Here is a 14,933-nt window from a genome sequence, read left to right as displayed (position 1 = left end):
AATCGCGATGGACGACGGTCTGCGTTTCGCAATCCGTGAAGGCGGCCGTACCGTTGGCGCGGGCGTGGTAGCAAAAGTTCTCAGCTAATCGCTGATAACATTTGACGCAATGCGCAATAAAAGGGCATCATTTGATGCCCTTTTTGCACGCTTTCGAACCAGAACCTGGCTCATCAGTGATTTTTTTTGCCATAATCATTGCTGAGACAGGCTCTGTAGAGGGCGTTAAGTCCGAAACGCAGCAGAGCATTTCGGTTTGGTTGCCTCGCTCTCGCGGGGCAAAATTATTTGTCTGAATTCTTGTGACAGGTTGGTTTATGAGTGCGAATACCGAAGCTCAAGGGAGCGGGCGCGGCCTGGAAGCGATGAAGTGGGTGATCGTTGCTGCGCTGCTGATTGTGGCCATCGTAGGCAACTTCCTTTATCGTGACATTATGCTGGCGGTGCGTGCGCTGGCTGTAGTGATTCTGATCGCTGCTGCCGGTGGCGTCGCGCTGTTAACCACTAAAGGTAAGGCGACCGTCGCCTTCGCCCGTGAAGCGAGAACCGAAGTCCGCAAGGTTATCTGGCCAACTCGCCAGGAAACGCTGCACACCACGCTGATTGTTGCTGCGGTTACTGCGGTAATGTCACTGATCCTGTGGGGACTGGATGGTATTCTGGTTCGCCTGGTATCCTTTATCACTGGCCTGAGGTTCTGAGATGTCTGAAGCTCCTAAAAAACGTTGGTACGTCGTTCAGGCGTTTTCCGGTTTTGAAGGTCGCGTAGCTACCTCGTTGCGTGAACATATCAAATTACACAATATGGAAGAGTTGTTTGGCGAAGTCATGGTGCCGACCGAAGAAGTGGTCGAGATCCGTGGTGGCCAGCGCCGCAAGAGCGAGCGTAAATTCTTCCCGGGTTACGTTCTGGTCCAGATGGTAATGAACGACGCAAGCTGGCACCTGGTGCGCAGCGTACCGCGCGTGATGGGCTTTATCGGCGGTACTTCTGACCGTCCGGCACCGATCAGCGATAAAGAAGTGGATGCGATCATGAATCGCCTGCAGCAGGTTGGCGATAAGCCGCGTCCGAAAACTCTGTTCGAGCCGGGTGAAATGGTACGCGTTAGCGATGGTCCGTTCGCTGACTTTAACGGCGTGGTTGAAGAAGTTGACTACGAGAAATCTCGTCTGAAGGTCTCTGTTTCCATCTTCGGCCGTGCTACTCCGGTTGAACTGGACTTTGCCCAGGTAGAGAAAGCCTAACCGGCGATCAAAAAAGCAGCGATTTAATCGTTGCACGAGGCGCGAAATTGACATACAATTTCGCGCCTTTTGTTTTTATGGGTCTGATTCCCATAAAGCGATATTTATCACGGGGAGCCTTTTCAGGCGCTACACCCAAACGAGGAAATTTAAATGGCTAAGAAAGTACAAGCCTACGTCAAGCTGCAGGTTGCAGCTGGTATGGCAAACCCGAGTCCGCCGGTTGGTCCAGCACTGGGTCAGCAGGGTGTGAACATCATGGAATTCTGCAAAGCGTTCAACGCCAAAACTGAATCCATGGAAAAAGGTCTGCCGATTCCGGTTGTTATTACCGTTTACGCTGACCGTTCTTTCACTTTCGTTACCAAAACTCCGCCGGCAGCAGTTCTGCTGAAAAAAGCGGCTGGTATCAAGTCTGGTTCCGGTAAACCGAACAAAGACAAAGTGGGTAAAATTTCCCGCGCTCAGCTGCAGGAAATCGCGCAGACCAAAGCTGCCGACATGACTGGTTCCGACATTGAAGCGATGACTCGCTCCATTGAAGGTACTGCACGTTCCATGGGCCTGGTAGTGGAGGACTAAGAAATGGCTAAACTGACCAAGCGCATGTCCGTGATTCGTGACAAAGTTGATGCGACCAAACAGTACGACATCAACGAAGCCATCTCTCTGCTGAAAGAACTGGCTACTGCTAAGTTCGTTGAAAGCGTAGACGTTGCCGTTAACCTCGGCATCGACGCTCGTAAATCTGACCAGAACGTCCGTGGCGCGACTGTACTGCCGCACGGTACTGGCCGTTCCGTTCGCGTAGCCGTATTTGCCCAGGGCCCGAACGCTGAAGCTGCTAAAGCTGCAGGCGCCGAGCTGGTAGGTATGGAAGATCTGGCTGACCAGATCAAAAAAGGCGAAATGAACTTTGACGTTGTTATCGCTTCTCCGGATGCAATGCGCGTTGTTGGCCAGCTGGGCCAGGTTCTGGGTCCGCGCGGCCTGATGCCAAACCCGAAAGTGGGTACCGTTACTCCGAACGTTGCTGAAGCTGTTAAGAACGCTAAAGCAGGTCAGGTTCGTTATCGTAACGACAAAAACGGCATCATCCACACCACCATCGGTAAAGTGGACTTTGACGCTGACAAACTGAAAGAAAACCTGGAAGCTCTGCTGGTTGCGCTGAAAAAAGCAAAACCGACTCAGGCTAAAGGCGTGTACATCAAGAAAGTTAGCATCTCCACCACCATGGGTGCTGGTGTTGCCGTTGATCAGGCTGGTCTGAGCGCTTCTGCGAACTAAGATTAGCTTTACGTGGGCGGTGGATTTGTCTACAATTCTACCCCCACGATTCTGTTAGCTTCGGCCAGACAGATAAAAACAGATTTGTTCGTTGGAGCCTGGCCTATCCAGGCCTCCGTCGAAGACCGCAGGTGTTTCGTCAGAAACTTAATCCCCTGCGTAGACGGTGACAGAACGCTAAGATTATTTTTTGGATACTCTGGCTTGTTTCTGCTCACCGTATTAAAGACGCTCTTTCGTTGGAAAGAGTGAAGTGAGTTCCAGAGCATAAGCTCTGGCAAACATCCAGGAGCAAAGCTAATGGCTTTAAATCTTCAAGACAAACAAGCGATTGTTGCTGAAGTCAGCGAAGTAGCCAAAGGTGCGCTGTCTGCAGTAGTTGCGGATTCCCGTGGCGTTACTGTTGATAAAATGACTGAACTGCGTAAAGCAGGTCGTGAAGCTGGCGTTTACATGCGTGTTGTTCGTAACACCCTGCTGCGCCGCGTCGTTGAAGGTACTCAGTTTGAGTGCCTGAAAGACACGTTTGTTGGTCCGACCCTGATTGCATACTCTATGGAACACCCGGGCGCTGCCGCTCGTCTGTTCAAAGAGTTCGCGAAAGCGAATGCAAAATTTGAGGTCAAAGCTGCAGCCTTTGAAGGTGAGCTGATCCCGGCGTCGCAAATCGACCGCCTGGCAACTCTGCCGACCTACGAAGAAGCAATTGCACGCCTGATGGCAACCATGAAAGAAGCTTCGGCTGGCAAACTGGTTCGCACTCTGGCTGCTGTACGCGATGCGAAAGAAGCTGCTTAATCGCAGTTGTCTTTATAAAGCGCTCGCTTACGTATAAACTTATTCTGATATTCAGGAACAATTTAAATGTCTATCACTAAAGATCAAATCATTGAAGCAGTATCCGCTATGTCCGTAATGGACGTTGTTGAGCTGATCTCTGCAATGGAAGAAAAATTCGGTGTTTCCGCTGCTGCTGCTGTAGCTGTAGCTGCTGGCCCGGCTGAAGCTGCTGAAGAAAAAACTGAATTCGACGTAATTCTGAAAGCTGCAGGCGCTAACAAAGTTGCTGTTATCAAAGCAGTACGTAGCGCAACTGGCCTGGGTCTGAAAGAAGCTAAAGACCTGGTAGAATCTGCACCGGCTGCACTGAAAGAAGGCATCAGCAAAGACGACGCTGAAGCTCTGAAAAAATCTCTGGAAGAAGCTGGCGCTGAAGTTGAAGTCAAATAAGCCAACCCTTCCGGTTGCAGCCTGAGAAATCAGGCTGAGGCTGGTGACTTTTTGGTCACCAGCCTTTTTGCGCTGTAAGGCACCAGTAGCGTTTCACGCTGTTTGACTACTGGGTTGTCCTTTCAATGCTTGTTTCTATAGACGACTTAATATACTGCGACAGGTCAGGGTCCCTGAGCTGTGTAAATCGCAACGAAATGGTTTAAGCGTGATAGAAACAGGCATTGCGGAAAGTGTTCCATTTTCCGGTCCACAAAATAGTGTTGCATAAAAAACTGCCTTATTTGGGCAGACGGGTCGACTTGTCAGCGAGCTGAGGAACCCTATGGTTTACTCCTATACCGAGAAAAAACGTATTCGTAAGGATTTTGGTAAACGTCCGCAGGTTCTGGACATACCTTATCTCCTTTCCATCCAGCTTGACTCGTTTCAGAAGTTTATCGAGCAAGATCCTGAAGGGCAGTACGGTCTGGAAGCTGCTTTCCGTTCCGTGTTCCCGATTAAAAGCTACAGCGGTAACTCTGAGCTGCAATACGTCAGCTACCGTCTGGGCGAACCTGTTTTTGATGTTAAAGAATGTCAGATCCGTGGCGTGACCTACTCGGCACCGCTGCGCGTTAAACTGCGTCTGGTGATCTACGAGCGTGAAGCGCCGGAAGGCACCGTTAAAGACATTAAAGAACAAGAAGTCTACATGGGCGAAATTCCGCTCATGACCGACAACGGTACCTTTGTTATCAACGGTACTGAACGTGTTATCGTTTCTCAGCTGCACCGTAGCCCGGGCGTCTTCTTTGACTCTGACAAAGGTAAGACTCACTCTTCCGGTAAGGTCCTGTATAACGCACGTATCATTCCTTACCGCGGTTCCTGGCTGGACTTCGAGTTCGATCCGAAAGACAACCTGTTTGTCCGTATCGACCGTCGTCGTAAGCTGCCGGCCACCATCATCCTGCGCGCGCTGAATTACACCACTGAGCAGATCCTTGACCTGTTCTTCGAGAAAGTGGTCTTTGAAATTCGCGACAACAAGCTGCAGATGGAACTGGTACCGGAGCGTCTGCGCGGTGAAACGGCTTCCTTCGACATCGAAGCGAACGGCAAAATCTACGTCGAGAAAGCCCGTCGCATTACCGCTCGCCATATCCGTCAGCTGGAAAAAGACGATATCAAGCATATCGAAGTTCCGGTTGAATATATTGCGGGTAAAGTTGCGGCCAAAGATTACATCGATGAAGCCACTGGCGAACTGATCTGCCCGGCGAACATGGAGCTGAGCCTGGATCTGCTGGCGAAACTGAGCCAGTCCGGTCACAAGCGCATCGAGACCCTGTTCACCAACGATCTGGACCACGGTCCGTACATTTCTGAAACGGTACGCGTCGACCCGACTAACGATCGTCTGAGCGCACTGGTAGAAATCTACCGCATGATGCGCCCGGGTGAGCCGCCGACTCGTGAAGCGGCTGAAAGCCTGTTTGAGAACCTGTTCTTCTCCGAAGACCGCTACGATCTGTCTGCGGTAGGTCGTATGAAGTTCAACCGTTCTCTGCTGCGTGACGAAATCGAAGGTTCCGGTATCCTGAGCAAAGACGACATCATCGAAGTGATGAAGAAGCTCATCGATATCCGTAACGGTAAAGGCGAAGTCGATGATATCGACCACCTCGGCAACCGTCGTATCCGTTCCGTAGGCGAAATGGCGGAAAACCAGTTCCGTGTTGGCCTGGTACGTGTGGAGCGTGCGGTGAAAGAGCGTCTGTCTCTGGGCGATCTGGATACCCTGATGCCTCAGGATATGATCAACGCCAAGCCGATTTCTGCAGCAGTGAAAGAGTTCTTTGGTTCCAGCCAGCTGTCTCAGTTTATGGACCAGAACAACCCGCTGTCCGAGATTACGCACAAGCGTCGTATCTCCGCACTCGGCCCAGGCGGCCTGACCCGTGAACGTGCGGGCTTTGAAGTTCGAGACGTACACCCGACTCACTACGGTCGCGTATGTCCAATCGAAACGCCTGAAGGTCCGAACATCGGTCTGATCAACTCCCTGTCCGTGTACGCACAGACTAACGAATACGGCTTCCTCGAGACTCCGTATCGTAAAGTGACCGACGGTGTTGTGACCGACGAAATTCACTACCTGTCTGCTATCGAAGAAGGCAACTACGTTATCGCTCAGGCGAACTCCAACCTGGATGACGAAGGCCACTTTGTAGAAGATCTGGTGACCTGCCGTAGCAAAGGCGAATCCAGCTTGTTCAGCCGCGATCAGGTTGACTACATGGACGTTTCCACCCAACAGGTGGTTTCCGTCGGTGCGTCACTGATCCCGTTCCTGGAACACGATGACGCCAACCGTGCATTGATGGGTGCGAACATGCAACGTCAGGCGGTTCCGACTCTGCGCGCTGATAAGCCGCTGGTTGGTACCGGTATGGAACGTGCTGTTGCCGTCGACTCCGGTGTTACTGCAGTTGCTAAGCGTGGCGGTACCGTACAGTACGTCGATGCATCCCGTATCGTTATCAAAGTTAACGAAGATGAGATGTACCCGGGCGAAGCAGGTATCGACATCTATAACCTGACCAAGTACACCCGTTCTAACCAGAACACCTGCATCAATCAGATGCCTTGCGTGTCCCTGGGTGAGCCAATTGAGCGCGGCGACGTGCTGGCAGACGGTCCGTCCACCGACCTTGGTGAACTGGCTCTCGGTCAGAACATGCGCGTAGCGTTCATGCCGTGGAACGGCTACAACTTCGAAGACTCCATCCTCGTCTCCGAGCGTGTGGTTCAGGAAGATCGTTTCACCACGATTCATATTCAGGAACTGGCGTGTGTGTCCCGTGACACCAAGCTGGGGCCGGAAGAGATCACCGCTGATATCCCGAACGTGGGTGAAGCTGCGCTCTCTAAACTGGATGAATCCGGTATTGTTTACATCGGTGCAGAAGTGACCGGCGGCGACATTCTGGTTGGTAAGGTAACGCCGAAAGGTGAAACCCAGCTGACGCCAGAAGAGAAACTGCTGCGTGCGATCTTCGGCGAGAAAGCGTCTGACGTTAAAGACTCTTCTCTGCGCGTACCAAACGGTGTTTCCGGTACGGTTATCGACGTTCAGGTCTTCACCCGCGATGGCGTGGAAAAAGACAAACGTGCGCTGGAAATCGAAGAGATGCAGCTGAAGCAGGCCAAAAAAGACCTGTCTGAAGAACTGCAGATCCTCGAGGCTGGCCTGTTTGGTCGTATCTACGCGGTGCTGGTTGCCGGTGGTGTTGAAGCTGAGAAGCTCGACAAGCTGCCGCGCGATCGCTGGCTGGAACTGGGCCTGACCGACGAAGAGAAACAAAATCAGCTGGAACAGCTGGCTGAGCAGTACGACGAACTGAAACACGAGTTCGAGAAAAAACTCGAAGCGAAACGCCGCAAAATCACTCAGGGCGACGATCTGGCACCGGGCGTGCTGAAGATTGTTAAAGTGTATCTGGCCGTTAAACGTCAGATTCAGCCGGGTGACAAAATGGCAGGTCGTCACGGTAACAAGGGTGTTATTTCTAAGATCAACCCGATCGAAGATATGCCTTACGATGAAAACGGTACGCCGGTCGACATCGTACTGAACCCGCTGGGCGTACCATCTCGTATGAACATCGGTCAGATTCTGGAAACCCACCTGGGTATGGCTGCGAAAGGCATCGGTGAGAAAATCAACGCGATGCTCAAACAGCAGCAGGAAGTCGCCAAACTGCGCGAGTTCATCCAGAAAGCGTATGACCTGGGTACCGATGTTCGTCAGAAGGTCGATCTGAATACCTTCACCGATGATGAAGTTCTGCGTCTTGCTGAAAACCTGAAAAAAGGTATGCCGATCGCCACGCCGGTATTCGACGGTGCGAAAGAGTCTGAAATCAAGGAACTGTTACAGCTGGGTGGCCTGCCGACTTCCGGTCAGATCACTCTGTTCGACGGTCGTACCGGCGAGCAATTCGAGCGCCAGGTTACCGTTGGCTACATGTACATGCTGAAACTGAACCACCTGGTTGATGACAAGATGCATGCGCGTTCTACCGGTTCTTACAGCCTGGTTACTCAGCAGCCGCTGGGTGGTAAGGCTCAGTTCGGTGGTCAGCGCTTCGGTGAGATGGAAGTGTGGGCGCTGGAAGCTTACGGCGCAGCATACACCCTGCAGGAAATGCTCACCGTTAAGTCTGATGACGTCAACGGTCGTACCAAGATGTATAAAAACATCGTGGACGGCAACCATCAGATGGAACCGGGCATGCCGGAATCCTTCAACGTACTGTTGAAAGAGATTCGCTCGCTGGGCATCAACATCGAACTGGAAGACGAGTAACTCTCGCTCAAACAGGTCACTGGTGCCGGGGTAACCCCCGGCGCCAGATTGTGCTAACTCCGACGGGAGCAAATCCGTGAAAGACTTATTAAAGTTTCTGAAAGCGCAAACTAAAACCGAAGAGTTTGATGCGATCAAAATTGCTCTGGCATCGCCAGACATGATCCGTTCATGGTCTTTTGGTGAAGTTAAAAAGCCGGAAACCATTAACTACCGTACGTTCAAACCAGAGCGTGACGGCCTTTTCTGCGCCCGTATCTTTGGGCCAGTAAAAGATTACGAGTGCCTGTGCGGTAAGTACAAGCGCCTGAAACACCGTGGTGTTATCTGTGAGAAGTGCGGCGTTGAAGTGACCCAGACCAAAGTGCGTCGTGAGCGCATGGGCCACATCGAACTGGCCTCTCCGACCGCCCACATTTGGTTCCTGAAATCGCTGCCGTCCCGTATCGGCCTGCTGCTGGATATGCCGCTGCGCGATATCGAACGTGTTCTGTACTTCGAATCCTATGTGGTTATCGAAGGCGGGATGACCAACCTGGAACGTAATCAGATCCTGACTGAAGAGCAGTATCTGGATGCGCTGGAAGAGTTTGGTGACGAATTCGATGCGAAGATGGGTGCGGAAGCTATTCAGGCCCTGCTGAAAAGCATGGATCTGGAGCAAGAGTGCGAGCAGCTGCGTGAAGAGCTGAACGAAACTAACTCCGAAACCAAACGTAAAAAGCTGACCAAGCGTATCAAGCTGCTGGAAGCGTTCGTTCAGTCTGGCAACAAGCCGGAGTGGATGATCCTGACCGTTCTGCCGGTTCTGCCGCCGGATCTGCGTCCGCTGGTACCGCTGGATGGTGGTCGTTTCGCGACTTCTGACCTGAACGATCTGTATCGTCGCGTCATTAACCGTAACAACCGTCTGAAACGTCTGCTGGATCTGGCTGCGCCGGATATCATCGTACGCAACGAAAAACGTATGCTGCAGGAAGCGGTTGATGCCCTGCTGGATAACGGTCGTCGCGGTCGTGCGATCACCGGTTCTAACAAGCGTCCTCTGAAATCTTTGGCCGACATGATCAAAGGTAAGCAGGGTCGTTTCCGTCAGAACCTGCTCGGTAAGCGTGTTGACTACTCCGGTCGTTCTGTTATCACCGTAGGTCCATACCTGCGTCTGCATCAGTGCGGTCTGCCGAAGAAAATGGCGCTGGAGCTGTTCAAACCGTTCATTTACGGCAAGCTGGAACTGCGTGGCCTGGCCACCACCATCAAAGCCGCGAAGAAAATGGTTGAGCGTGAAGAAGCTGTGGTCTGGGATATCCTGGACGAAGTTATCCGCGAACACCCGGTACTGCTGAACCGTGCACCAACACTGCACCGTCTGGGTATCCAGGCATTTGAACCGGTACTGATCGAAGGTAAAGCTATCCAGCTGCACCCGCTGGTTTGTGCGGCATATAACGCCGACTTCGATGGTGACCAGATGGCTGTTCACGTACCGCTGACGCTGGAAGCCCAGCTGGAAGCGCGTGCGCTGATGATGTCTACCAACAACATCCTGTCCCCGGCGAACGGCGAGCCAATCATCGTTCCGTCTCAGGACGTTGTACTGGGTCTGTACTACATGACCCGTGACTGTGTTAACGCCAAAGGCGAAGGCATGGTGCTGACTGGCCCGAAAGAAGCGGAGCGTATTTATCGCGCCGGTCTGGCCTCTCTGCATGCGCGCGTTAAAGTGCGTATCACCGAATACGAAAAAGATGAAAACGGCCAGTTCGTTGCGAAAACCAGCCTGAAAGACACGACCGTTGGCCGTGCGATTCTGTGGATGATCGTGCCGAAAGGTCTGCCGTTCTCTATCGTGAACCAGGCGCTGGGTAAGAAAGCCATCTCTAAGATGCTGAATACCTGCTACCGTATTCTGGGCCTGAAACCGACCGTTATTTTTGCGGACCAGACGATGTACACCGGCTTTGCTTATGCAGCGCGTTCAGGTGCATCCGTTGGTATCGATGACATGGTCATCCCGGAGAAAAAACACGAGATCATCAGCGAAGCGGAAGCTGAAGTTGCTGAGATCCAGGAACAGTTCCAGTCCGGTCTGGTTACCGCGGGCGAACGCTACAACAAAGTTATCGATATCTGGGCTGCGGCGAACGATCGTGTATCCAAAGCGATGATGGATAACCTGCAAACCGAAACCGTGATTAACCGTGACGGCGTCGAAGAGCAGCAGGTTTCCTTCAACAGCATCTACATGATGGCCGACTCCGGTGCGCGTGGTTCTGCGGCACAGATTCGTCAGCTGGCGGGTATGCGTGGTCTGATGGCGAAGCCGGATGGCTCCATCATCGAAACGCCAATCACCGCGAACTTCCGTGAAGGTCTGAACGTACTCCAGTACTTCATCTCTACTCACGGTGCGCGTAAAGGTCTGGCGGATACCGCACTGAAAACAGCGAACTCCGGTTACCTGACCCGTCGTCTGGTTGACGTTGCCCAGGACCTGGTCGTTACTGAAGATGACTGTGGTACCCTGGAAGGCATCACCATGACCCCGGTTATCGAGGGTGGCGATGTTAAAGAGCCGCTGCGCGATCGCGTACTGGGTCGTGTGACCGCTGAAGACGTTCTGAAGCCGGGTACCGCGGACATTCTGGTTCCACGCAACACGCTGCTGCACGAGCACTGGTGTGACCTGCTGGAAGAGAACTCCGTTGACTCCGTCAAAGTGCGTTCCGTTGTATCCTGTGACACCGACTTTGGTGTATGTGCGCACTGCTACGGTCGTGACCTGGCGCGTGGCCACATCATCAACAAAGGTGAAGCAATCGGCGTTATCGCGGCACAGTCCATCGGTGAGCCGGGTACACAGCTGACGATGCGTACGTTCCACATCGGTGGTGCGGCATCTCGTGCGGCTGCTGAATCCAGCATTCAGGTGAAAAACAAGGGTAGCATCAAGCTGTCTAACGCCAAGTCGGTTGTTAACTCCGCTGGCAAGCTGGTTGTGACCTCTCGTAACACCGAGCTGAAGCTGATCGACGAATTCGGTCGTACTAAAGAAAGCTATAAAGTGCCTTACGGTGCTGTGATGGCGAAAGGCGATGGCGAGCAGGTTGCCGGCGGTGAAACCGTGGCAAACTGGGATCCGCACACCATGCCGGTTATCTCTGAAGTCAGTGGTTTCATCCGCTTTACTGACATGATTGACGGCCAGACCATTACCCGTCAGACCGACGAATTAACCGGCCTGTCATCCCTGGTTGTTCTGGATTCTGCAGAACGTACCGCGGGCGGTAAAGATCTGCGTCCAGCGCTGAAAATTGTTGATGCGCAGGGCAACGACGTTCTGATCCCAGGCACCGATATGCCTGCTCAGTACTTCCTGCCGGGCAAAGCGATTGTACAGCTGGAAGATGGCGTACAGATCAGTGCGGGTGACGCTCTGGCGCGTATTCCTCAGGAATCCAGTGGTACCAAGGACATCACCGGTGGTCTGCCGCGCGTTGCGGATCTGTTCGAAGCACGTCGTCCGAAAGAGCCGGCTATCCTGGCGGAAATCAGCGGTATCATTTCCTTCGGTAAAGAAACCAAAGGCAAACGTCGTCTGGTTATCACTCCGTTAGACGGCAGCGATCCGTACGAAGAGATGATTCCGAAATGGCGTCAGCTGAACGTGTTCGAAGGTGAACGTGTAGAACGTGGTGATGTGGTTTCCGACGGTCCGGAAGCACCGCACGACATTCTGCGTCTTCGTGGCGTACACGCGGTAACGCGTTATATCACCAACGAAGTACAGGACGTTTACCGTCTGCAAGGCGTTAAGATTAACGATAAACACATCGAAGTTATCGTTCGTCAGATGCTGCGTAAAGCGACCATCGAAAGCGCCGGTAGCTCCGACTTCCTGGAAGGCGAACAGGTTGAATACTCCCGCGTCAAGATTGCTAACCGCGATCTGGAAGCGAACGGCAAAGTGGCGGCGACTTACTCCCGCGACCTGCTGGGTATCACCAAAGCGTCTCTGGCAACCGAGTCGTTCATCTCTGCCGCATCGTTCCAGGAGACCACGCGTGTCCTGACCGAAGCAGCCGTTGCGGGCAAACGCGACGAACTGCGCGGCCTGAAAGAGAACGTTATCGTCGGTCGTCTGATCCCGGCGGGTACCGGCTATGCGTACCACCAGGATCGTATGCGCCGCCGCGCCGCGGGCGAACAGCCTGCAGCACCTCAGGTGAGCGTGGAAGAAGCTTCTGCTAACCTGGCAGAACTGCTGAACGCAGGCCTGGGCGGTTCCGACAACGATTAATCGTTGACGCTACGCTTAAAAAGCCAGTCAGGTCTCCTGACTGGCTTTTTTATTATCCCGGTATGGCGCCACGATAATATCCGCTTCTGCCCTCTCATAATGAATTACATTCCATTAATATTTCCCCCTCAATTAAGCAGCAAACAATTCATATAAAAGTCGACTGGCTGTTTTTTCTTAATACCCACACTTATTGATGGGTAAAAATTCTACACGTATCAAAAAATCAGCAAATCAAAGGCGATATAGTCAAAAAGTCCAATTAATCATGTGATTACTTTTTCTTTTATCTTCGGTTTCATGACGCCGAGGAGGGCGGTTTATACCCGTAAAAAGCGATGGGGGAGATGGCTAAATAATACGGCAGCGGAAGATAAGTCTTTTGATTTTCATAGCCAGGGGCTGGGGGATGCATGGAATTCGCAATACAACTCATCATTATCTTAATTTGTCTCTTTTATGGTGCCAGAAAAGGCGGTATCGCACTGGGTCTTTTAGGCGGTATCGGGCTGGTTATTTTAGTCTTTGTCTTTCATCTTCAGCCGGGCAAGCCGCCGGTTGATGTGATGCTGGTGATTATTGCGGTTGTTGCCGCCTCGGCGACGCTTCAGGCTTCCGGCGGGTTAGATGTAATGCTGCAGATTGCAGAGAAACTTCTGCGGCGCAATCCAAAATATGTCTCCATCGTGGCTCCCTTCGTCACCTGTACGCTGACCATTCTTTGCGGCACTGGCCACGTGGTTTATACGATTCTGCCGATTATTTATGATGTCGCTATCAAGAACAATATTCGCCCCGAGCGCCCGATGGCGGCAAGCTCCATTGGCGCACAGATGGGGATTATCGCCAGCCCGGTGTCCGTAGCGGTGGTGTCCCTGGTGGCGATGCTGGGCAACTTTACCTTCAACGGTAAGCACCTCGAATTCCTCGATCTGCTGGCGATTACCATTCCCTCTACGCTACTGGGGATTCTGGCAATCGGTATTTTTAGCTGGTTCCGCGGTAAAGACTTAGATAAAGACGAAGCGTTTCAGGCTTTCATCTCAACGCCGGAAAACCGTCATTATGTTTATGGCGATACGGCAACGCTGCTGGACAGAAAACTGCCGACCAGTAACTGGGTCGCTATGTGGATCTTCCTGGCGTCGATTGCCGTGGTTGCCGTTCTGGGGGCCTTCTCCGAACTGCGTCCGGCATTCAACGGCAAGCCGCTGTCGATGGTCCTGGTGATTCAGATGTTCATGCTGCTCTCCGGCGCACTTATCATCATCATTACCAAAACTAACCCGGCGTCGATTTCTAAGAATGAGGTTTTCCGCTCGGGGATGATCGCCATTGTGGCGGTATACGGTATCGCCTGGATGGCGGAAACGATGTTCGGCGCGCACATGACGGAGATTAAAGGCGTGCTCGGCGAAATGGTGAAGGAGTATCCGTGGGCCTATGCCATCGTACTGCTGCTGGTCTCCAAATTTGTCAATTCCCAGGCCGCAGCGCTGGCGGCGATTGTCCCGGTGGCGCTGGCGATTGGCGTCGATCCGGCCTACATCGTCGCCTCCGCGCCAGCCTGCTACGGCTATTATATTCTGCCAACCTACCCGAGCGACCTGGCGGCGATTCAGTTCGATCGCTCAGGGACGACGCATATCGGCCGTTTTGTGATTAACCATAGCTTTATTCTACCGGGGCTCATTGGCGTCAGCGTTTCGTGCGTGTTTGGCTGGGTCTTCGCCGCGCTTTACGGCTTCTTATAATAAAAAAGCAGGTGCCTGAAGGGCACCTGCTATTCACTGCGTTTATTGACTACGCGGTGCGACGATACAGTTCAATCATATCGGTTGCCAGATCCTGTATCACCATGGCATTCATCAGATGATCCTGGGAGTGAACGGTAATCAGGTTCACCGGCAGCTTACCTGTGCCTTCATCCAGGCCGATGAGCTGGGTCTGGATTTTATGCGCGTGCTTCACAAACTCATGTGATTCTGCCATTGCCTGCTCAGAAGCCGCAAAATCACCTTTGCGGGCCAGCTGCAGAGCCGTTAATGCTGAACTGCGGGCAGAACCAGCATTCACCAACAGCTCCATAATGATCGTTTCTAAATCTTCCATGACTTACTCCATCAACTTCAGGGCTTTGTCGAGAACAGCATCGCCTTTCATCATGCCGTAGTCCATCATATCGATAACGGCGACTTTTTTACCAAACGGGTCGGCCAGCGCCTGGAGTTTAGCTTGCTCGTACTTCACCTGCGGACCGAGCAGGATAATATCGGCAGTAGCAAGATTATCTTTAAACTCGGCAACCGGTACGGCTTTGATGGAGACTTCCACACCTTTTTGTTGTGCCGCAGCCTGCATGCGTTGAACCAGCATGCTGGTGGACATTCCAGCGGCGCAGCATAAAACGATATTCTTCATAGTAGATGGCCCTTATGTTCCCTTGATGCATCATCTTTATCGCGGGCCGACAGACACGACAACCGCTTTGCCGTGATTGTGTGTAAGGCA

At 52.6% G+C, this 14,933-nt stretch carries 12 protein-coding genes; 10 read left to right on the top strand and 2 right to left on the bottom strand.

What is annotated here, in order from left to right; translation table 11 throughout:
* From GRPL_RS26490 to dcuB, 10 genes are all read left to right on the top strand, one after another.
* Positions 1-88, top strand: an 88-nt coding sequence (locus tag GRPL_RS26490; RefSeq protein ID WP_072106261.1) for an EF-Tu C-terminal domain-related protein, incomplete at its 5' end; no start/stop codon positions are given.
* A 229-nt stretch (positions 89-317) separates the two neighbouring features.
* The gene (gene secE / locus GRPL_RS22075) at positions 318-701 is read left to right on the top strand and encodes a preprotein translocase subunit SecE (RefSeq protein WP_004118411.1); all 384 of its coding nucleotides are present in this window, start codon (positions 318-320) and stop codon (positions 699-701) included.
* A gap of 1 nt (position 702) precedes the next feature.
* Positions 703-1,248 (top strand): transcription termination/antitermination protein NusG, encoded by a 546-nt coding sequence (gene nusG, locus GRPL_RS22080; RefSeq protein WP_002438628.1) that lies wholly within the window; start codon positions 703-705, stop codon positions 1,246-1,248.
* Between the two features lie 153 nt (positions 1,249-1,401).
* Positions 1,402-1,830: a 50S ribosomal protein L11 gene (gene rplK, locus GRPL_RS22085; protein ID WP_003862340.1), complete on the top strand. Its 429-nt coding sequence runs from the start codon at positions 1,402-1,404 to the stop codon at positions 1,828-1,830.
* 3 nt (positions 1,831-1,833) lie between these two features.
* Positions 1,834-2,538 carry a 50S ribosomal protein L1 gene (gene rplA, locus GRPL_RS22090; protein ID WP_004118413.1) on the top strand — a complete coding sequence of 235 codons (705 nt, stop codon included), beginning with the start codon at positions 1,834-1,836 and terminating at the stop codon, positions 2,536-2,538.
* Between the two features lie 300 nt (positions 2,539-2,838).
* Positions 2,839-3,336, top strand: coding sequence for a 50S ribosomal protein L10 (gene rplJ, locus GRPL_RS22095; RefSeq protein ID WP_001207203.1), 498 nt, complete (start codon positions 2,839-2,841; stop codon positions 3,334-3,336).
* Positions 3,337-3,402: 66 nt separating this feature from the next.
* The gene (rplL, locus tag GRPL_RS22100; protein ID WP_004118416.1) at positions 3,403-3,768 is read left to right on the top strand and encodes a 50S ribosomal protein L7/L12; all 366 of its coding nucleotides are present in this window, start codon (positions 3,403-3,405) and stop codon (positions 3,766-3,768) included.
* Positions 3,769-4,093: 325 nt separating this feature from the next.
* Positions 4,094-8,122 (top strand): DNA-directed RNA polymerase subunit beta, encoded by a 4,029-nt coding sequence (rpoB, locus tag GRPL_RS22105; protein ID WP_032690001.1) that lies wholly within the window; start codon positions 4,094-4,096, stop codon positions 8,120-8,122.
* A gap of 76 nt (positions 8,123-8,198) precedes the next feature.
* Positions 8,199-12,422, top strand: a complete 4,224-nt coding sequence (gene rpoC, locus GRPL_RS22110; protein WP_015585387.1) for a DNA-directed RNA polymerase subunit beta' — start codon at positions 8,199-8,201, stop codon at positions 12,420-12,422.
* A 413-nt stretch (positions 12,423-12,835) separates the two neighbouring features.
* Positions 12,836-14,176: an anaerobic C4-dicarboxylate transporter DcuB gene (dcuB, locus tag GRPL_RS22115; protein WP_032695575.1), complete on the top strand. Its 1,341-nt coding sequence runs from the start codon at positions 12,836-12,838 to the stop codon at positions 14,174-14,176.
* Between the two features lie 49 nt (positions 14,177-14,225).
* Here dcuB and GRPL_RS22120 read toward each other — a convergent pair whose 3' ends face one another.
* Together GRPL_RS22120 and GRPL_RS22125 are read right to left on the bottom strand one after the other, a co-directional pair.
* Entirely contained in the window at positions 14,226-14,534 is a 309-nt protein-coding gene (locus tag GRPL_RS22120; RefSeq protein WP_004118423.1) for a PTS lactose/cellobiose transporter subunit IIA, read from the bottom strand.
* Between the two features lie 3 nt (positions 14,535-14,537).
* Positions 14,538-14,843, bottom strand: coding sequence for a PTS sugar transporter subunit IIB (locus GRPL_RS22125; RefSeq protein ID WP_004118425.1), 306 nt, complete (start codon positions 14,841-14,843; stop codon positions 14,538-14,540).
* Positions 14,844-14,933: the final 90 nt, after the last annotated feature.

The sequence above is a fragment of the Klebsiella planticola ATCC 33531 genome (assembly GCF_000735435.1).
Classification (GTDB): Bacteria; Pseudomonadota; Gammaproteobacteria; order Enterobacterales; family Enterobacteriaceae; genus Klebsiella; species Klebsiella planticola.
Note: the sequence above shows the minus strand (reverse complement) of the source record. Positions and strands in the feature narration are given on the sequence as shown.